Genomic DNA, 18,081 nt, shown 5'->3' with positions numbered 1-18,081 from the left:
CCCTTTTTTTGATCTTTTTATCGACCTGTCTGAGGTATCGCCGTGGCACTGGAAACTTGGCTCGCGTTCTTCGTCGCCTGTTGGATCATCAGCCTGTCGCCAGGTGCCGGGGCGATTGCCTCGATGTCCGCAGGGTTGCAGTACGGTTTTCTGCGCGGCTACTGGAACGCTCTGGGCCTGCAGCTGGGGCTGGCTTTGCAGATCGTTATCGTCGCCGCCGGTGTCGGGGCGATTCTCGCCGCTTCGGAGCTGGCCTTTAGCCTGATCAAATGGTTCGGCGTGGTCTATCTGGTGTACCTCGGCTATCGCCAGTGGCAGGCGCTGCCCAGCGACATGGCGGCACCCGCCGAGCGGCCTATCGGTCGGCCGCTGACCCTGGTGCTGCGCGGTTTTCTGGTTAACTTCAGCAACCCCAAGGCCATTGTCTTTATGCTCGCGGTGCTGCCGCAGTTCCTCAACCCGCAGGCCCCGCTGCTAAGCCAGTATCTGGTGATGGGCGTGACCATGATCTGCGTCGACCTGATCGTCATGGCCGGCTACACCGGCCTGGCCGCGCGGCTGCTGCGGGCGCTGCGTTCGCCACGTCAGCAGCGTCTGATGAATCGCACCTTCGGCGCGCTATTTATTGGTGCGGCGGCATTGCTGGCCACGGTGCGCCGCGCGCCGGTGTGAGTGGGAGTGCTTGGTTGTGAATGAGCAAAGCGCGCCGCTGCGGGTATGGATAGATGCCGACGCCTGCCCCAGGGCGGCCAAGGATCAGGTGGTCAAGTTCGCCCTCAAGCGCCGCTTCGAGGTGCTGCTGGTGGCTGGCCAGGCCCAGGTCAAACCGGCCTACAGCTGTGTGCGGCTTATTGTGGTGCCCAGCGGCCCGGACGCTGCCGACGATTATCTGGTGGAACACGCCCTGCCCGGCGAACTGGTGATCTGCAGCGATGTGCCCCTGGCCGATCGCCTGGTGAAAAAGGGCGTGGCTGCCCTCGATCCGCGCGGACGCGAGTTCGATGAACGCAATATGGGCGACAAGCTGGCGGTGCGAAACCTATTTACCGAGCTGCGCGAGCAGGGCCAGGTCGGTGGCGGTCAGCCGCCTTATAACGAGCGCGACAAGCAGACCTTTGCCAATGCCCTGGATCGTATTCTGACCCGCTTGCAGCGTCAGGCTGGCGGCTAACGCCTAGCCGCATAGATAGGTGCCGGTACCCACCGCCACCAGGGTGCCATCGTCGCTGTGCAATTCGCTGCGTACCACCGCCACCTTGTTGCCCGAGCGCAGCAGCACCGCCGTGGCGGTAAAGCGCTGGCCGCGGCCGGGGCGCAGGTAGTCGATGCGCAGGTCGATGGTGCCGAGCTTGGACAGCCGCGTCATGCGCTCGGCACTGGACAGGTGCTGGTGCTTGTCGAACGCGCCGATCAGCGCCATGGCACCGCCGGCCACATCCAGCAGCGAGGAGATCACCCCGCCATGCAGGATGCCGTGAACGAAGTTGCCGATCAGCTCGGGCTTCATCGGCAGGTGCATGGTGACCCGCTCCAGGCTCAGTTCATCCAGCTCGATACCGAGCATCTGATTGAAGGGGATGCGTTGGAAGAAGCCGGCCACGGCCTGCTGCAGTTCCGGGTCGAAGGCGGGTGTGGTGCTCATGCGGGCGACATCCTGGGAGGGAGGCAGTCAAACTGCCGCAGTGCGCAGCGCTTGGCCAGGGTCGCGGCGGGAGTGCCGCGACCATTGGCGTAAACAGCTTGCTAGAACGTGTTTACGATCTCGCGAGCTAGAGTCCTACAAGGCAAAAACAGGCGAGGACGCGGAGTTTACGAGCTGTAAATGAGCAGTCCGAGTCTGTTTTTAACGCAGTAGGGCCGACGCGCAGCAGATCGTAAGCGTGTTCTTAGTCGTGGTGAGCCAGCTCCAGCACTCGATCAACCAGCTTATTGATGCCCGAGGCCGCTTCGCTGATCGACTGGGCGAGCATATAGGCCGGGGTACTGACCAGTTTGCGCGCAGGGTCTTCAATGATGTCGCTGACTTCGCACTCATGGTGGACCGCGCCCATCTGGGTCATGGCCGCGGCGGTGTCGTGGTCGTTGCCGATGGTGCAGATCACCCCGTTGCCGAAGATTTTCGCCGCCAGGGCCGGCGCGATGCAGATCAGGCCGACTGGCTTGCCAGCCTTGACGAAGGCCTGGGCGGCGCTTAGCACGTCGGCTTGCACCGTGCAGTTGGCTCCGCTGATGGCGAAGTCGGAGAGGTTCTTCGCCACGCCAAAACCTCCGGGCAGGATCAGTGCGTCGAAATCGCCGACATGCAGCTCCTTGACGTCCTTGATCTTGCCGCGGGCGATGCGCGCCGACTCCACCAGCACGTTGCGCGTCTCGTCCATCTCGTCGCCGCTGTAATGGTCGACCACGTGCAGTTGCGCCACGTTGGGGGCATAGCACTGCACCTGGGCACCGCGCTGGTCGAGACGCAGCAGGGTGATCACGCTTTCATGGATTTCCGCGCCATCGTAGACGCCACAGCCGGAAAGAATCACCGCAACCTTTTTGTTCATTAAATGCTCCTGAATTGCCGAGTCGTAGCGGATTGAATGGGGTTGTTGTCTGTCGCCATATGCCACCCAGGTTGGCATGGTGCGCCGCGAAGCAGATGTGGCGCTCGGCTAGGATTCTCTTAGCAATCCTAGCTGCACATCGATATGGCGACACTATGAATTACATCCTCTACGCCGTACCTTTTTTCTTTGTACTGATCGCCCTGGAACTGCTGGCTGATCGCTGGCGTGGGGTCAGCAGTTATCGTCTGGCCGACGCTATCAACAGCCTTAGCGCCGGTGTGTTGTCGACCACCGCGGGCCTGCTGACCAGAACCATTGGCCTGCTTATCTATACCCTGGCCTGGCAGCAGCTGGCAGTTTTCGAGCTGTCCGCCGAACCGCTCTGGGTTTGGCTGCTGGCCTTCGTCTTCTACGACTTCTGTTATTACTGGAACCACCGCCTGGGCCACGAGCGCAATGTGCTTTGGGCGGCCCACTCGGTGCATCACCAGAGTGAGGACTACAACCTCTCCACCGCTCTGCGCCAGACCAGCACCGGGTTTATCTTCGGCTGGATTTTCTACCTGCCCATGGCCGTAGCCGGCGTGCCGCCGCTGGTGTTTCTGACGGTGGCGGCGCTCAACCTGCTTTACCAGTTCTGGGTGCATACCCGGCATATTCCCAAGCTGGGCTGGTTCGAGTGGCTGTTTGTCTCGCCGTCCAACCACCGCGTGCACCATGCGCAGAATGCTGTGTATATGGATCGCAACTACGGTGGAGTGTTCATTCTCTGGGACAGGTTATTCGGCACCTTTCAGGAAGAGCTGGATGAGCAGCCGGTAATCTTCGGCGTGACCACGCCGCTGGCCAGCTGGAACCCGCTGTGGGCCAATGCGCAGTTCTATGTGGCGCTATGGCGCGATGCGCAGCGGGCCGAGTCCTGGTGGGACAGGCTGCGCATCTGGTTTATGCCCACCGGCTGGCGGCCAGCCGATGTGGCGGCCAAGTATCCGCAGGCAAAGCCGGACCTCAGTCAGTTCGTCAAATTCGACGTGCCGCTGAGCCGTGGCCAGCAAGTGTATGCCGCGACCCAGTTCAGCCTCTATGTGCTCGCCGGCACCGGCCTGCTGGCGTTGGCTGCCGAGCTGAGCACGGCGGCATTGCTATTGGGGCTGGCCTGGATGGCCGGTGGCCTGTACGTGATCGGCACCTGGCTGGAGAACCGCCCGACGGCCAGGCGTCTGGAGCTGCTGCGTCTGGCGCTCAACCTGCCGGTGGTATGGCTGGCGCTGCAACTCGGTCTGTTGCCGGAGCTGCCGCTGCTCTGGCCGTTGCTGCTGGGCTACAGCCTGCTCAGCCTGGTGGCGTTGTACTACACGCCAGGTGAACGGAGCACGGTAGCAGTCCGTTGAAAAACTACCTGCGTTGGCAATACTGCGTTAAAAACGGCCCGGGACGCGGCGTCTCGGAATGCTCATTTACAGCCAGTAAACTCGTGTGCGAGCTCAGTCCGCTTCCTCGGCCGTTTTTGTGGGGCCGCCATCGGTATTGTCTTGCCCGCCTCGCCTACATTTTTCAACGGCCTGCTAGCGGCCTGAGCTTGAGGTGTTGAGTGCGGCCTGCCAGGGGCCGGACTGCTGAAATAAAGACGCTGCCCGCGGCGTGCCGCACTATGCCGCGGTTTTTTCGCCCGCTATCCTGAGCCTGCTTGCGGCAAGCGGTCGCAGCGCTGTCGTGTGCTGTCATACTTTGGTCATAATGGCCGCTTATAACTGTCACACTCGCCCGTCGATCCGGGCTCTGGAGCCTGTCGTGAGCTTTACCCCCGCCAACCGTCTGTTCCCCGCCACCCGCCTGCGTCGCAACCGCCGTGATGAGTTTTCCCGGCGACTGGTGCGTGAGCATCGTTTGAGCGTTGATGACCTGATTTTGCCGGTATTTGTCCTCGATGGTGAAAACCGCCGCGAAGCGATTGCCTCGATGCCGGGCGTCGAGCGCCTGTCCATCGACCTGCTGCTGCAGGAAGCGGAGAAGTGGGTGGCTCTGGGCATTCCCGCCCTGGCGCTGTTCCCTGTGACGCCGCTGGAGAACAAATCCCTGCTCGGCGAGGAGGCCTGGAACCCTGAGGGCATCGCCCAGCGCGCGATCCGTGCCCTGCGCGGCAAGTTCCCCGAGTTGGGGGTGATCAGCGATGTGGCTCTCGATCCGTTTACCACCCACGGTCAGGACGGCATCCTCGACGAAGATGGCTATGTGCAGAACGACATCACCGTCGATGCCCTAGTCAAGCAGGCCCTGTCCCATGCCGCCGCTGGTGCCCAGGTGGTCGCGCCCTCTGACATGATGGACGGCCGCGTGCAGGCGATTCGCGAGGCCCTGGAACTGGCTGATCACAGCAATGTGCGGATCATGGCCTATTCGGCCAAGTACGCCAGCGCCTACTACGGCCCGTTCCGCGACGCGGTGGGTTCGGCGGCGAATCTGGGCAAGGCCAACAAGGCCAGCTACCAGATGGACCCGGCCAACGGCGACGAAGCCCTGCATGAAGTGGCGGCGGATCTGGCCGAAGGCGCAGACATGGTTATGGTCAAGCCGGGCATGCCCTATCTGGACATCCTCTGGCGGGTCAAGGCGGAATTCAAGGTGCCGACCTTTGTCTATCAGGTCAGCGGCGAGTACGCCATGCATATGGCCGCAATCCAGAACGGTTGGCTGGGCGAGGCGGTGATCCTCGAATCGCTGACCGCCTTCAAACGCGCGGGTGCCGATGGCATCCTGACTTATTTCGCCGTACGTGCGGCAGAACTGCTTAAGCAGGGGCAATGACGCCCCCGGGACATTTGTGATGAACACCGAAGGACTCAGTAACAGCGAATTGCAGGACGCCCAGCCGGTCGTCGACGAGACCGTAGCCGCGGAGGCCCCGCCGGTCGACGTGGTGGTACCTGCGCCTGTGCCGGCCCCGCCACCGCCAGTGGCGATTCCGAATCTGGACGACAGCAGCCTGTATATCCACCGCGAGCTGTCGCAGCTGAAGTTCAATATCCGCGTGCTGGAGCAGGCGCTGGACGAGTCCTATCCGTTGCTGGAGCGGCTGAAGTTTCTGCTGATCTTCTCCAGTAACCTCGACGAGTTCTTCGAGATCCGCGTTGCCGGGCTGAAGAAGCAGATCAACTTCGCCCGCGAGCAGGCCGGTGCCGATGGCCTGCAACCGCACCAGGCGCTGGCACGGATTGCCGAGCTGGTGCACGAGCAGGTGGATCGCCAGTACGCGATTCTCAACGACAACCTGTTCCCGGCGCTGGCCAAGCACAACGTCAACTTTATCCGTCGCCGCTTCTGGACGGCCAAGCACAAGGCCTGGGTACGTCGCTATTTCCGCGACGAAATCGCGCCGATCATCACTCCGATCGGCCTCGACCCGACACACCCGTTCCCGCTGTTGGTGAACAAGAGCCTGAACTTTATCGTCGAGCTGGAAGGCATCGACGCCTTTGGCCGCGACTCGGGTCTGGCGATCATCCCGGCTCCGCGTCTGCTGCCACGCATCATCAAGGTGCCGGAGGATGTCGGCGGCCCCGGTGCCAACTTCGTGTTCCTTTCCTCGATGATCCATGCCCACGCCGATGATCTGTTCCAGGGCATGAAGGTCAAGGGTTGCTACCAGTTCCGCCTGACCCGTAACGCCGACCTGTCGGTGGATACCGAGGACGTCGAAGACCTGGCCCGCGCCCTGCGCGGCGAGCTGTTCAGCCGCCGTTATGGCGATGCGGTTCGCCTGGAAGTGGTCGACACCTGCCCACGGCCGCTGTTGGATTACCTGCTCAAGCAGTTCAACCTCAGCGAGAGCGAGCTGTACCGGGTCAACGGCCCGGTCAACCTGACCCGCCTGTTCAGCATCACCGGCCTGGACAGTCACCCGGAGCTGCAATACAAGCCCTTCACCCCGGTGATCCCCAAGCTGCTGCAGAACGCCGAGAACATCTTCAGTGTGGTCAGCAAGCAGGACATCCTCCTGTTGCACCCTTTCGAGTCGTTTACCCCAGTGGTCGACCTGCTGCGTCAGGCGGCAAAAGACCCGCACGTGCTGGCGATCAAGCAGACCCTGTACCGCAGCGGGGCCAACTCGGAAATCGTCGACGCCCTGGTGGAAGCGGCACGCAACGGCAAGGAGGTCACCGCGGTGATCGAGCTGCGTGCGCGTTTCGATGAAGAGTCCAACCTGGCTCTGGCCAGCCGCCTGCAGGCTGCCGGTGCGGTGGTGATCTATGGTGTGGTGGGCTACAAGACCCACGCCAAGATGATGCTGATTTTGCGCCGCGAGAGCGGCGATATCGTTCGCTATGCGCACCTCGGCACCGGCAACTACCACGCTGGCAACGCCAGGCTGTACACCGACTACAGCCTGCTCACCGCCGACGTGGCGCTGTGCGAGGACGTGTCCAAACTGTTCAGCCAGCTGATCGGTATGGGCAAGACCCTGCGCATGAAGAAGCTGCTGCACGCACCCTTCACCCTGAAAAAGACCCTGCTCGATATGATCGCCAAGGAGACCGCCCTGGCGGCCGACGGCAAGCCGGCGCATATCATTGCCAAGTTCAACTCGCTGACCGATCCGAAGATCATCCGCGCGCTGTACAAGGCCAGCCAGACTGGGGTGAAGATCGACCTGGTGGTGCGCGGTATGTGCTGCCTGCGTCCGGGCATTGCCGGGGTCTCGCACAATATCCAGGTGCGTTCGATCATCGGCCGCTTCCTTGAGCACACGCGGGTGTTCTACTTCCTTAATGGCGGCGAAGAGAAGATCTACCTCTCCAGCGCCGACTGGATGGAGCGCAACCTCGACAAGCGCGTCGAGACCTGCTTCCCGGTGGAAGGCAAGAAACTGATCCTGCGGGTGAAGAAGGAGCTGGAGGTTTACCTGACCGACAACACCCACGCCTGGCTGCTGCAGCCGGATGGGCGCTATGTACGTCTGCAGCCCACCGGTAATCAGAACCCGCGCAGCGCCCAGGCCGGGCTGCTGGACAAGCTGACGGTGCCGCTGGTCAGCGTACGATAAGAAATAGCCGGGCGCTATTGTCAACGTCGCATGGCGACGGCCCGTAGGGTGCTCGCCATGGAGGGTGGGCCACAAAGGCTGCTGCAGCTTCTCCTGTTTAGGGCGGTACGCCCTAGTGGAGAGGGTGCCCGAAGGGCGGGAGCGTCAGCGTACGCTCAGTTCGATATCGATGCGCTTGAGCCATTCCGCTTCCTGGGTGAAGTCCGCCTGGGTCAGCGGGTTGGCGGCTAGCCAATCCTGCGGAAAGGCGATTTCCAGGCGCTGCTGGCTGGCCTTGAGTTCCACCTGGGGCATTTCCTGAGTCCCACGGATATGGTGGAACAGGATGGCGAAGCGCAGCAGCACGCACAGGCGCATCAGTTTGACGCCTTCCTCGCCGAAGGCAGCGAACTTGTCCTTGGGAATATTGCGTCGATGGCCGCGCACCAGCAGCGCCAGCATCTGCTGGTCCTGGCGGGAGAAACCGGACAGGTCGGAGTGCTCGACCAGGTAGGCTCCGTGCTTGTGGTACTGGTAGTGGGCAATGTCCAGGCCGACCTCGTGTACCTTGGCTGCCCAGCTGAGCAGTTCGCGGTGCCAGTCGTCGTTCAGCTCCCAGTCGTCTGCGACCTTGTCGAGAGCCGAGAGCGCCTTGCTTTCCACCCGTGCGGCCTGTTCCAGGTCGACGTGGTAACGCTCCATCAGTGAGCTGAGGGTGCGTTCGCGCACGTCCTCATGCTGATGGCGGCCAAGCAGGTCATACAGCACGCCTTCACGCAGCGCCCCTTCGGAATGGCTCATGCGCTGGATATCGCAGGCATCGAAGATCGCTTCGAGAATCGCCAGGCCGGCGGGGAAGATGCTGCGGCGATCCGGCTTGATGCCGTCGAGGTCGAGCTTGTCGGCCTCACCCATCTTGAATATTTTGCGTTTCAGCCAGGCCAGACCTTCGGCATTGACCTCGCCGCTGCCGAGACCGGCGGCCTGGATGGTCAGGCCGATGGCCTTGATGGTGCCCGAGGCCCCCACCGCATCTTCCCAGCCCAGGCGGCGCAGGCCGTGCTCGATGCCCATGATCTCCAGCCGCGCCGCGGTGTAGGCCTGGGCGTAGCGAGCCGGGGTGATCTTGCCGTCCTTGAAGAAGCGCTGGGTAAAGCTCACGCAGCCCATCTGCAGGCTTTCGCGCAGCAGCGGTTCAAAGCGCTGGCCAATGACGAATTCGGTACTGCCGCCGCCGATATCGGCGACCAGGCGTTTGCCCGGGGTGTCGGCGATGCTGTGTGACACGCCGAGGTAGATCAGCCGCGCTTCCTCGCGTCCGGAGATCACTTCAACCGGGTGACCGAGGATGGCCTCCGCGCGCTGGATAAATACATCGCGGTTGCGCGCCTCGCGCAGGGCATTGGTGCCGACGATGCGCACCGCACCCTCGGGCAGGCTGGCGGTCAGCTGGGCAAAGCGGCGCAGGCAGTCGAGCCCGCGCTGCATGGCTTCTTCGCTAAGCAGGCGCTGCTCGTCGATTCCGGCGGCCAGCTGCACCTTGTCGCCGAGGCGTTCGAGGATGCGGATTTCGCCATGGTCGGCTTTGGCCAGCACCATATGGAAGCTGTTGGAGCCCAGGTCGATGGCTGCAATCAAGGGGAAGGACTCTGCAGGGGTATGCGGCATGACGGAGACATCTCAATGCGGAACCCGGCCATCCTGCCACGATAGCCCGGCCTCGCCAACGCATACTGATGTCGCAGGCCCTGCGCGTGTCCCTGAAAAAGCCTCGACGCTCTGCTGCGGACTGCTGCTCAAGGCGCATATCGGCCGTTCGTCGCGGGCGCATCACGCTTAGCTTGAGCGCGCCATCAGGCGGGTAAAAGGCTGGATTTACAGGTTCACCGAGCCGATAAACTGGCGTAGCTCTGCAGTCTGCGGCTCGGCGAACAGCAGCTTGGGATCGCCGACCTCATGCACCTTGCCCTGGTGCATAAACACCAGTTTGTCGCCGACCTCGCGGGCGAAGCGCATTTCGTGGGTGACCATAATCAGGGTCATGCCCTCGCTGGCCAGTTGCTTGACCACCGCCAGTACCTCGTTGACCAGCTCCGGGTCGAGCGCCGAGGTGATCTCGTCACACAGCAGCACCCGGGGCGACATGGCCAGGGCGCGGGCAATCGCCACCCGCTGTTGCTGGCCGCCGGACAACCGCTCCGGGTAGGCGTTGAATTTCTCGCCCAGTCCGACCCGTTCGAGCATTTGCCGCGCCAGTTGTTGCGCGTCGTCGCGGCCCATCTTCTTCACCACCTGGGGTGCCAGCATAATGTTCTCGCCAACGCTCAGGTGGGGGAACAGGTTGAACTGCTGAAACACCATGCCGACCTTCTGCCGCAGGCTGCGCAGGTCCGCGCGGGCGGCGTCGATATAGTCGCCATCAACCTCGATAACCCCGTCGTTGATCGATTCCAGGCCGTTGAGGGTGCGCAGCAGGGTGCTCTTGCCCGAACCGCTGCGGCCGATGATGGCGACCACTTCGCCTTCCTCGACCTTCAGATCGATGCCTTTGAGCACATGGTTGTCGCCGTAGTACTTGTGCAGGGCGGTGACGTTAAGCAGTGACATTCAGCCTCCTTTCCAGGCGGTATGCGGCAAGCGACAAGGGGTAACAGAGCAGGAAGTAGCCGAGCGCCACCAGGCCGTAGACCATGAATGGTTCGAAAGTGGCGTTGGCCAGCATGCCGCCGGTCTTGGTCAGTTCGGTAAAGCCGATGATCGAGGTCACTGCGGTGCCTTTCACCACCTGCACCGAGAAACCCACGGTGGGCGCGATGGCGATGCGCATGGCCTGCGGCAGCACCACGTGACGCAGCACTTCGAGGCGGCTCATGGCCAGGCTTTCGGCGGCTTCCCACTGGCCATGGCTGATCGACTCGACGCAGCCGCGCCAGATCTCGGCGAGAAAGGCGCTGGTGAATAGGGTCAGGGCGCAGGCCGCCGCCAGCCAGGGCGAGACGTCGATGCCGAGCAGGGCGATGCCGAAGAACACCATAAACAGCTGCATCAGCAGCGGCGTGCCCTGGAACAGCTCGATATAGCCGCGCGCCAGAACTCGCAGCGGTTGCAGCGGTGAAATCCGTGCCAGCAGAAGCAGCAATCCGGCTACGCCGCCGCAGGCGAAGGCCACCAGCGACAGCAACAGGGTCCACTGCAGGCCCACCAGCAGGTTGCGCAGGATGTCCCAGAAGGTGAAGTCCATCAGCGGCCTCCGACAACAAAGCGGCGGCCGACCCAGGCCAGCAGCTGGCGGATCAGAATCGCCATGGCCAGATAGAGCAAGGTGGTCACCAGGTAGGTTTCAAAGGCGCGGAAGTTGCGCGACTGGATAAAGTTGGCGGCGAACGACAGCTCCTCGGTGGAAATCTGCGAACACACCGCCGAGCCGAGCATGACGATGATGATCTGGCTCGACAGCGCCGGCCAGACCTTGGCCAGGGCCGGGCGTAGCACCACGTGGCGGAAGATCTCGATGCGGTTCATGGCCAGGGCCGCAGCGGCTTCCAGTTGCCCGCCAGGGATGGCTTGAATGCCGGCGCGGATGATCTCGGTGGAGTAGGCCCCCAGGTTGATCACCATCGCCAGCACCGCCGCCTCCCACTCGTTCATCCGTACGCCCAGGGCCGGCAGGCCGAAGAAGATAAAGAACAGCTGAACGATAAAGGGCGTGTTGCGGATCAGTTCGACATACAGGCCAAACAGCTGGTTGAAGGGCTTGATCCGCCAGGCGCGCATCACCGCACCGATGATGCCCAGGCCAACCCCCAGCAGGGTGCCGACGGCGGTCAGGCTCAGGGTGAAGAATGCGCCTTGCAGCAACAGGTCAACGTTCTGCAGAACCGGAATGAAGTCGAACTGATACGCCATCGTTACGCGCCTCCTGGCTGTGCGGGGTTACAGGCCAGCCGGCAGGGGTTGGTGCAGCCACTTTTCACTGATGGCGCTGAGGGTGCCATCGGCCTTGCCTGCGCTGAGGATGGCGTTGACCTTCTCCAGCAGGGCGGTTTCGTTCTTGTTCACGCCGACATAGACCGGGGAGTCTTTCAGCTTGATCTTCATCGCTGGCACGCGCTTCGGGTTGCGCTCGGCGATGGCCACCATGACCACGTTGCCGCTGGCGATCAGGTCAACCTGGTTGGAAAGGTAAGCGGCGATGGTCGAGTTGTTGTCCTCGAAGCGCTTGAGCGTTGCGCCCTTGGGGGCCACCTTGCTCAGTTCGATATCCTCGATCGAGCCGCGGGTCACGCTGATGGTCTTGCCATCCAGATCGGCGAGGCTGCTCACGGCGGCATCTTCCGGGCCGAATACGCCGAGGTAGAAGGGCGCGTAGGCGGCGGAGAAATCGATCACCGCTTCACGCTCGGGGTTCTTGCCCAGGCTGGAGATCACCAGGTCGACCTTGCCGGTGGTAAGGAAGGGGATGCGGTTGGTGCTGTTGACCGGGGTCAGTTCCAGTTTGACCGCCAGTTGGTCGGCCAGTAGCTGGGCGGTGTCGATATCCAGGCCGCGCGGCTGCATGTCTGGGCCGACTGAGCCGAAGGGCGGGAAGTCCTGCGGTACGGCGACTTTCAGCACGCCGCGCTCGGTGACGTCGCTAAGGCCGTCGGCGAAGGCGCTGGGCAGACCCAGGGCCAGGCCGGCGATAAACAGGTTGAGTAGGTGGCGCTGAATCTTGTGCATGGCGTGCTCCCGTTGGGTAATTAAAAACCGATAGGTTTGGTTGGTTGCCAGATTGCATTGCTCATGCCAATTTCATTTGATTCATGCACTTAGGCTTATTGCTTTTGTAAAACAAGGTCTTACTGGTATGAACAGTTGTAAAGCTGACTCGCTGGTCAATTGCGATGCTGCGCCATTCGGGTGCAAGGCCGTGAAATGGGCTTCAAAATGGCGCAATGCTTGCCTGCAAGGCCGCTCTGGCCGTACAAAGAGCACCTTTACTGGACCGACTGGCCTGAACAGTTATGCATGCTCCCGCTCCCCGCGCCGTCCCCGAATACGCCCTGCAGGCGATCCGCAAGTTGATCGCCGACGAGGACTATCGCCCAGGCGACGCCTTGCCTTCGCAACGCGACCTGGCTGAGCGCCTGGGGGTCAGCCGCACCTCCCTGCGTGAAGCGCTGTCATCCCTGAGTGCCCTGGGCATGATCAGCGTGCAGCCGGGCAAAGGCGTGTTCGTCCAGGCCACCTCCGCCCAGGCCACGGCCCCGACGGGCTTCTCCTGGCCCTTCGCCGAGCAGGTGTCGGCGGCGGATACCTTTCAATTGCGCTTCGCTCTGGAAGGTTTTGCCTGTGGTCTAGCGGCAGCCACCCTGACTGCGGCAGAGCTGGATGCGCTGCAGGACAATGTCGAGCAGATGCGCCTGGCCCTGCGCGGCGGTGATTTCGAGGGCGCTTCACGCCTGGATTTCGACTTTCATCGGCGCATCCTGCTGGCCAGTGGCAACCAGGCCATGTGCGGCATCGTCACCTCCAGTGCGGATATTTTTCTGGAAAGTCAGAAACTACCGTTTATCCGCCCGGAGCGCGCAATGGAGACCTGGCAGGAGCACCGCAAGATCCTCAAGGCCCTGGGCCGGCACGCCTCGGGGCCGGCGCAGAAGGCCATGCAGCAGCATATCCGCGCGGCTGCCCTGCGCACCGGCATCGCTTTTGTCACCCTCGGCGACTAGCTGCGAGGTAAATTCTTTGCGAGCCTCTTTTGCGAGGCCATAGAGAAGCTCAATTGCGCCCGCCTTCCTGTGCCGGGAAAGCCGGGCTATGATGTCGACCATCTTTTGCTTCCGAACACGGAGACTTCCATGAGCGAATTCATCACCAATGTCAGCGACGCCAGTTTCGACCAGGACGTCATTCAGGCCGAGGGTCCGGTGCTGGTCGACTACTGGGCTGAGTGGTGCGGTCCGTGCAAGATGATTGCCCCCGTACTCGATGAGATTGCCCAGACCTACCAGGGCAAGCTGAAAGTCTGCAAGCTGAACATCGACGAAAACCAGGACACCCCGCCCAAGTACGGCGTGCGTGGCATCCCGACCCTGATGCTGTTCAAGAACGGCAATGTCGAAGCCACCAAGGTCGGCGCGCTGTCGAAGTCGCAGCTGGCGGCCTTCCTCGACAGCAATATCTAACGACTGTGCTGTTGAATAAGCCCTGCAAATAGCGGGGCTTTTTTCTGCCCGGCGCGAAGCGCCTCCCTCATCCGGCGCTTCGCGCCACCTTCTCCCAGAGGGAGAAGGTCATCAGAAGGCGTCGCTGCGCGACTTTCGCCCTAGGGGCTGGACGTGCCGCTAAAACCGGTGTTACATTCGGCCTCGCTGCATTTCCTATGCCGCCCCCTGCAAGCCGTCGTCGACGCATTCCTACGCGAATACCTTCGAAGCACGCTAGCGATCCAATCGCCTTTATAGCGGCACGGCTTCCCAAGCTGAATAGCTTATTTCCCCCTCCTTCATGATTACGTCATTCCCTATGAATCTGACCGAACTCAAGCAAAAGCCGATCACCGAACTGCTGGAAATCGCCGAACAGATGGGCCTGGAAAACATGGCCCGTTCGCGCAAGCAGGACGTGATTTTCTCCCTGTTGAAAAAACACGCTAAAAGCGGTGAGGAAATCTCCGGTGATGGCGTGCTGGAGATTCTCCAGGACGGTTTCGGCTTTCTCCGCTCCGCGGATGCCTCGTACCTCGCTGGCCCCGATGACATCTACGTCTCGCCGAGCCAGATCCGCCGCTTCAACCTGCGTACCGGCGACACCATTGTCGGCAAGATCCGCCCGCCGAAAGAAGGCGAGCGCTATTTTGCCCTGCTCAAAGTTGACACCATCAACTATGACCGCCCGGAAAACGCCAAGAACAAGATTCTGTTCGAAAACCTGACGCCGCTGTTCCCCACCAAGCGTCTGGTCATGGAAGCCGGTAACGGCTCCACCGAAGACATCACCGGCCGCGTTATCGACCTCTGCGCGCCGATCGGCAAGGGCCAGCGCGGCCTGATCGTCGCACCGCCGAAAGCCGGTAAGACCATCATGCTGCAGAACATTGCGGCCAACATCACCCGCAACAACCCCGAGTGCCACCTGATCGTTCTGCTGATCGACGAGCGCCCGGAAGAAGTGACCGAAATGCAGCGCACCGTGCGCGGCGAAGTGGTTGCATCGACCTTCGACGAACCGCCGACCCGCCACGTGCAGGTTGCCGAAATGGTCATCGAAAAGGCTAAGCGCCTGGTCGAGCACAAGAAGGACGTGGTCATTCTGCTCGACTCCATCACCCGTCTGGCGCGTGCCTACAACACCGTGATCCCGAGCTCCGGCAAGGTACTCACCGGTGGTGTCGACGCCCACGCCCTGGAGAAGCCAAAGCGCTTTTTCGGTGCCGCGCGTAACATCGAGGAAGGCGGTTCGCTGACCATCATCGCCACCGCGCTGGTGGAAACCGGCTCGAAGATGGACGAAGTGATCTACGAAGAATTCAAGGGTACCGGCAACATGGAGCTGCCCCTGGATCGTCGTATCGCCGAGAAGCGCGTGTTCCCCGCGATCAACATCAACCGCTCCGGCACCCGCCGCGAAGAGTTGCTGACCGCCGAAGACGAGTTGCAGCGCATGTGGATTCTGCGCAAGCTGCTGCACCCGATGGACGAAATTGCCGCCATCGAGTTCCTCATCGACAAGCTGAAAGCGACCAAGACCAACGAAGAGTTCTTTATGTCGATGAAGCGTAAGTAAGAGGATCTACTGCGCTCGGTGATGCTGCGTTAAAAACAGACTCAGAATGCTCATGTACAAAAGCACGTAGGATGGGTGATAACCCATCGGCCAATGATGGGTTATCACCCATCCTACGGCTTCAGGTGCAAAGAATGCCGCTTCCCTGGTAAGGGGAAGCGGCATTTTTATTAAGTCCACGGCATTGGCTAAGCCCGGCTTTTGTGTTCCAGGGTATTGGCTTTCCCTTCTGAAAGACCGAGTTCGGCGCTAAACTTTGCGCCCTTATTTGGCCCGCTCGACACGAGGCTCGAACATGCAGTATCGCGACCTGCGCGACTTTATCCGCGGTCTGGAACAGCGCGGCGAACTCAAGCGCATCCAGGTGCCGGTTTCCCCTGTGCTGGAAATGACCGAAGTCTGTGACCGCACCCTGCGTAAGGGCGGGCCGGCGCTGCTGTTCGAGAACCCCACGGGCTTCGATATGCCGGTGCTCGGCAACTTGTTCGGCACGCCCAAGCGCGTGGCCTTAGGGATGGGCGCGGAAGAAGTCAGCGAGCTGCGCGAAATCGGCAAGCTGCTGGCGTTCCTGAAAGAGCCGGAGCCGCCGAAAGGCCTGAAAGACGCCTGGAACAAGCTGCCGATTTTCCGCAAGGTGCTGGCCATGGCCCCCAAGGTGCTGAAAGACGCGCCGTGTCAGGAAGTGATCGAGGAAGGCGACGACGTCGACCTGAGCAAACTGCCGGTGCAGACCTGCTGGCCAGGCGATGTCGGTCCGCTGATTACCTGGGGCCTGACCATTACCAAGGGCCCGAACAAGGAGCGGCAGAACCTCGGTATCTATCGCCAGCAGGTGATCGGCCGCAACAAGCTGATCATGCGCTGGCTCAGCCACCGCGGCGGTGCCCTGGATTTCCGTGAGTGGTGCCAGAAGTATCCGGATCGTCCCTACCCGGTGTGCGTCGCCCTCGGTGCCGACCCTGCGACCATTCTCGGCGCGGTCACTCCGGTGCCCGATAGCCTCTCCGAATATGCTTTTGCCGGCCTATTACGCGGTCATCGCACCGAGCTGATCAAAGCCCGTGGCAGCGACCTGCAGGTGCCGGCCAGTGCTGAAATCGTCCTCGAAGGGGTGATTCATCCGGGCGAGACCGCACCGGAAGGTCCGTACGGCGACCACACCGGCTACTACAACGAGGTCGATACCTTCCCGGTGTTTACCGTCGAGCGCATCACCCGTCGGCAAAAACCGATCTATCACAGCACCTATACCGGCCGTCCGCCGGATGAGCCGGCGATTCTCGGTGTGGCGCTCAATGAAGTCTTCGTGCCGATCCTGCAGAAGCAGTTTCCGGAGATCACTGACTTCTATCTGCCGCCGGAAGGTTGCTCCTACCGCTTGGCGGTGGTGACCATCAAGAAGCAGTACCCCGGCCACGCCAAGCGGGTAATGCTCGGTGTCTGGTCGTTTTTGCGACAGTTTATGTACACCAAGTTCGTTATCGTCACCGACGACGACATCAACGCACGGGACTGGAACGACGTGATCTGGGCGATTACCACGCGCATGGACCCCAAGCGCGACACGGTGCTGATCGACAACACGCCGATCGACTACCTCGACTTTGCCTCGCCGATCTCCGGCCTGGGCTCGAAGATGGGCCTGGACGCCACCCATAAATGGCCGGGCGAAACCACCCGCGAGTGGGGCCGGGCTATCGTTCAGGATGAGGCGGTCAAGCAGCGCGTCGATGCGCTGTGGTCTGAGTTGGGAATCGATTGATGAAAGTCACCCTGAATCCTTCGGGTGCTGTGCTGGAAGTACAGGCCGGCGAGCGCATCCTCGATGCCGCACGACGTCTGGGTTATGACTGCCCGCAGAGCTGTCGCAATGGCAACTGCCATATCTGTGCGGCGCTGCTGGTGGAGGGCCGCGTGCAGCAGGGCGCGAGCACGCTGGACCATGGTGAACTGTTCACCTGCCTGGCCGAGCCGCTGGAAGACTGTGTGCTGCACTGGGACGGCGTGCTGGCCCCCGGCGAGCTGCCGGTGCGCGAGTTGGCCTGCCAGGTTGTTGCGTGCGATGAGCTGGGCGGTGATGTGTTCCGCCTGCGCCTCAACGCCCCGGCCGGCAAGGTGCCGCGCTACCACGCTGGCCAGTATTTATTGCTACGGCGCGAGGATGACGATTACGCCGCTTTCTCCCTGGCCTCGGCACCCCACTGTGGGCGTGAGCTGGAGCTGCATATCCTGGCCCGTGACGAAGGCACCGTGAAGCTCATCGCACAGCTGCGCAGCCAGGGCCTGGCGCGGGTGAAAATGCCCTTCGGCGATACCCACCTGGCCGAGCTGCCGGATGGCCCGCTGGTGCTGATCGCGGCCGGTACCGGCATGGCGCAGATGCACAGCCTGATCGAGCACTGTCGCGCTGCTGGCTTTAGCCATCCGGTGCATCTGTACTGGGGCGCTCGCCGCCCGGAGGATTTCTACGCGCTGGAGCACTGGGCGCAGTGGCAGCAGGTACCCAATCTGTTTCTGCATCAGGTGGTCAGCGACCCGTGCGGTTGGCAAGGCCGCTGCGGCCTGCTGCACGAAGCCGTGCGCGAAGACTTCGCCGACCTCAAGGCGCTGCACCTGTACGCCAGCGGCTCGCCGGCCATGGTCTACGCGACCCTGGATGCGCTGGTGGACGCCGGCATGGACGCCCATCAGATGCGCGCCGATGTGTTTGCTTACGCGCCGCGTGGCTGAATGAAAGAAGCC

The 18,081-nt window shown here is 62.0% G+C and carries 17 protein-coding genes; 10 read left to right on the top strand and 7 right to left on the bottom strand.

The genetic code is table 11. The annotated features are described in order from the left end of the window. Window positions 1–42 precede the first annotated feature (42 nt). Both rhtB and VMP31_RS02860 read left to right on the top strand, forming a co-directional pair. Complete coding sequence (rhtB, locus tag VMP31_RS02865) at window positions 43–672, top strand: homoserine/homoserine lactone efflux protein (protein WP_325503857.1); 630 nt, start codon at window positions 43–45, stop codon at window positions 670–672. 37 nt (window positions 673–709) lie between these two features. Beyond that, complete coding sequence (locus tag VMP31_RS02860) at window positions 710–1,171, top strand: YaiI/YqxD family protein (protein WP_325504007.1); 462 nt, start codon at window positions 710–712, stop codon at window positions 1,169–1,171. Window positions 1,172–1,174: 3 nt separating this feature from the next. Here VMP31_RS02860 and VMP31_RS02855 read toward each other — a convergent pair whose 3' ends face one another. Together VMP31_RS02855 and elbB are read right to left on the bottom strand one after the other, a co-directional pair. Then, window positions 1,175–1,642: a thioesterase family protein gene (locus VMP31_RS02855; protein ID WP_325503855.1), complete on the bottom strand. Its 468-nt coding sequence runs from the start codon at window positions 1,640–1,642 to the stop codon at window positions 1,175–1,177. A gap of 244 nt (window positions 1,643–1,886) precedes the next feature. Beyond that, window positions 1,887–2,549, bottom strand: a complete 663-nt coding sequence (gene elbB / locus VMP31_RS02850; protein ID WP_325503853.1) for an isoprenoid biosynthesis glyoxalase ElbB — start codon at window positions 2,547–2,549, stop codon at window positions 1,887–1,889. Between the two features lie 155 nt (window positions 2,550–2,704). Here elbB and VMP31_RS02845 point away from each other — a divergent pair, with 155 nt between their 5' ends. The 3 genes from VMP31_RS02845 to ppk1 all read left to right on the top strand — a co-directional run bounded on the left by VMP31_RS02845 (window position 2,705) and on the right by ppk1 (window position 7,593). Next, window positions 2,705–3,943 carry a sterol desaturase family protein gene (locus tag VMP31_RS02845; protein ID WP_325503851.1) on the top strand — a complete coding sequence of 413 codons (1,239 nt, stop codon included), beginning with the start codon at window positions 2,705–2,707 and terminating at the stop codon, window positions 3,941–3,943. 400 nt (window positions 3,944–4,343) lie between these two features. Beyond that, on the top strand, window positions 4,344–5,357 hold the full coding sequence (gene hemB / locus VMP31_RS02840; RefSeq protein WP_325503849.1) for a porphobilinogen synthase: 1,014 nt from the start codon (window positions 4,344–4,346) through the stop codon (window positions 5,355–5,357). Between the two features lie 19 nt (window positions 5,358–5,376). After that, on the top strand, window positions 5,377–7,593 hold the full coding sequence (gene ppk1, locus VMP31_RS02835) for a polyphosphate kinase 1 (RefSeq protein ID WP_325503847.1): 2,217 nt from the start codon (window positions 5,377–5,379) through the stop codon (window positions 7,591–7,593). A 144-nt stretch (window positions 7,594–7,737) separates the two neighbouring features. Here the strand turns inward: ppk1 and ppx are convergent, their stop codons facing one another. From ppx to VMP31_RS02810, 5 genes are all read right to left on the bottom strand, one after another. Then, window positions 7,738–9,240 carry an exopolyphosphatase gene (gene ppx, locus VMP31_RS02830; protein WP_325503846.1) on the bottom strand — a complete coding sequence of 501 codons (1,503 nt, stop codon included), beginning with the start codon at window positions 9,238–9,240 and terminating at the stop codon, window positions 7,738–7,740. Window positions 9,241–9,447: 207 nt separating this feature from the next. Continuing rightward, window positions 9,448–10,179, bottom strand: a complete 732-nt coding sequence (locus tag VMP31_RS02825) for an amino acid ABC transporter ATP-binding protein (protein ID WP_325503844.1) — start codon at window positions 10,177–10,179, stop codon at window positions 9,448–9,450. Then, window positions 10,166–10,816 (bottom strand): amino acid ABC transporter permease, encoded by a 651-nt coding sequence (locus tag VMP31_RS02820; RefSeq protein ID WP_325504005.1) that lies wholly within the window; start codon window positions 10,814–10,816, stop codon window positions 10,166–10,168. The genes VMP31_RS02825 and VMP31_RS02820 overlap by 14 nt, the downstream gene beginning before the upstream one ends. Further along, complete coding sequence (locus tag VMP31_RS02815; RefSeq protein ID WP_325503842.1) at window positions 10,813–11,478, bottom strand: amino acid ABC transporter permease; 666 nt, start codon at window positions 11,476–11,478, stop codon at window positions 10,813–10,815. The genes VMP31_RS02820 and VMP31_RS02815 overlap by 4 nt, the downstream gene beginning before the upstream one ends. 27 nt (window positions 11,479–11,505) lie before the next feature. Further along, complete coding sequence (locus VMP31_RS02810; RefSeq protein WP_325503840.1) at window positions 11,506–12,291, bottom strand: transporter substrate-binding domain-containing protein; 786 nt, start codon at window positions 12,289–12,291, stop codon at window positions 11,506–11,508. 284 nt (window positions 12,292–12,575) lie between these two features. Here VMP31_RS02810 and VMP31_RS02805 point away from each other — a divergent pair, with 284 nt between their 5' ends. From VMP31_RS02805 to VMP31_RS02785, 5 genes are all read left to right on the top strand, one after another. After that, complete coding sequence (locus tag VMP31_RS02805) at window positions 12,576–13,283, top strand: FadR/GntR family transcriptional regulator (protein ID WP_325503838.1); 708 nt, start codon at window positions 12,576–12,578, stop codon at window positions 13,281–13,283. A 129-nt stretch (window positions 13,284–13,412) separates the two neighbouring features. Then, window positions 13,413–13,739: a thioredoxin TrxA gene (gene trxA, locus VMP31_RS02800; protein ID WP_079203790.1), complete on the top strand. Its 327-nt coding sequence runs from the start codon at window positions 13,413–13,415 to the stop codon at window positions 13,737–13,739. A gap of 340 nt (window positions 13,740–14,079) precedes the next feature. Then, on the top strand, window positions 14,080–15,339 hold the full coding sequence (rho, locus tag VMP31_RS02795; RefSeq protein WP_325503836.1) for a transcription termination factor Rho: 1,260 nt from the start codon (window positions 14,080–14,082) through the stop codon (window positions 15,337–15,339). Between the two features lie 295 nt (window positions 15,340–15,634). After that, window positions 15,635–17,101, top strand: coding sequence for a 4-hydroxy-3-polyprenylbenzoate decarboxylase (gene ubiD, locus VMP31_RS02790; RefSeq protein WP_325503834.1), 1,467 nt, complete (start codon window positions 15,635–15,637; stop codon window positions 17,099–17,101). Beyond that, the gene (locus tag VMP31_RS02785; protein ID WP_325503832.1) at window positions 17,101–18,069 is read left to right on the top strand and encodes a CDP-6-deoxy-delta-3,4-glucoseen reductase; all 969 of its coding nucleotides are present in this window, start codon (window positions 17,101–17,103) and stop codon (window positions 18,067–18,069) included. The genes ubiD and VMP31_RS02785 overlap by 1 nt, the downstream gene beginning before the upstream one ends. Window positions 18,070–18,081 lie beyond the last annotated feature (12 nt).

The sequence above is a fragment of the Pseudomonas sp. genome, assembly GCF_035512415.1.
GTDB lineage: Bacteria > Pseudomonadota > Gammaproteobacteria > Pseudomonadales > Pseudomonadaceae > Aquipseudomonas.
This window is presented reverse-complemented; position numbering and strand designations above follow the sequence as displayed.

Excerpts from the sequence above, each read along its gene's own strand:
- VMP31_RS02815 (WP_325503842.1), bottom strand. The coding sequence starts at position 11,478 with ATGGCGTATCAGTTCGACTTCATTCCGGTTCTGCAGAACGTTGACCTG.
- ppk1 (WP_325503847.1), top strand. The coding sequence starts at position 5,377 with ATGAACACCGAAGGACTCAGTAACAGCGAATTGCAGGACGCCCAGCCG.
- VMP31_RS02845 (WP_325503851.1), top strand. The coding sequence starts at position 2,705 with ATGAATTACATCCTCTACGCCGTACCTTTTTTCTTTGTACTGATCGCC.
- VMP31_RS02810 (WP_325503840.1), bottom strand. The coding sequence starts at position 12,291 with ATGCACAAGATTCAGCGCCACCTACTCAACCTGTTTATCGCCGGCCTG.
- VMP31_RS02805 (WP_325503838.1), top strand. The coding sequence starts at position 12,576 with ATGCATGCTCCCGCTCCCCGCGCCGTCCCCGAATACGCCCTGCAGGCG.
- VMP31_RS02825 (WP_325503844.1), bottom strand. The coding sequence starts at position 10,179 with ATGTCACTGCTTAACGTCACCGCCCTGCACAAGTACTACGGCGACAAC.
- elbB (WP_325503853.1), bottom strand. The coding sequence starts at position 2,549 with ATGAACAAAAAGGTTGCGGTGATTCTTTCCGGCTGTGGCGTCTACGAT.
- ppx (WP_325503846.1), bottom strand. The coding sequence starts at position 9,240 with ATGCCGCATACCCCTGCAGAGTCCTTCCCCTTGATTGCAGCCATCGAC.
- ubiD (WP_325503834.1), top strand. The coding sequence starts at position 15,635 with ATGCAGTATCGCGACCTGCGCGACTTTATCCGCGGTCTGGAACAGCGC.
- rho (WP_325503836.1), top strand. The coding sequence starts at position 14,080 with ATGAATCTGACCGAACTCAAGCAAAAGCCGATCACCGAACTGCTGGAA.
- trxA (WP_079203790.1), top strand. The coding sequence starts at position 13,413 with ATGAGCGAATTCATCACCAATGTCAGCGACGCCAGTTTCGACCAGGAC.
- VMP31_RS02855 (WP_325503855.1), bottom strand. The coding sequence starts at position 1,642 with ATGAGCACCACACCCGCCTTCGACCCGGAACTGCAGCAGGCCGTGGCC.
- VMP31_RS02785 (WP_325503832.1), top strand. The coding sequence starts at position 17,101 with ATGAAAGTCACCCTGAATCCTTCGGGTGCTGTGCTGGAAGTACAGGCC.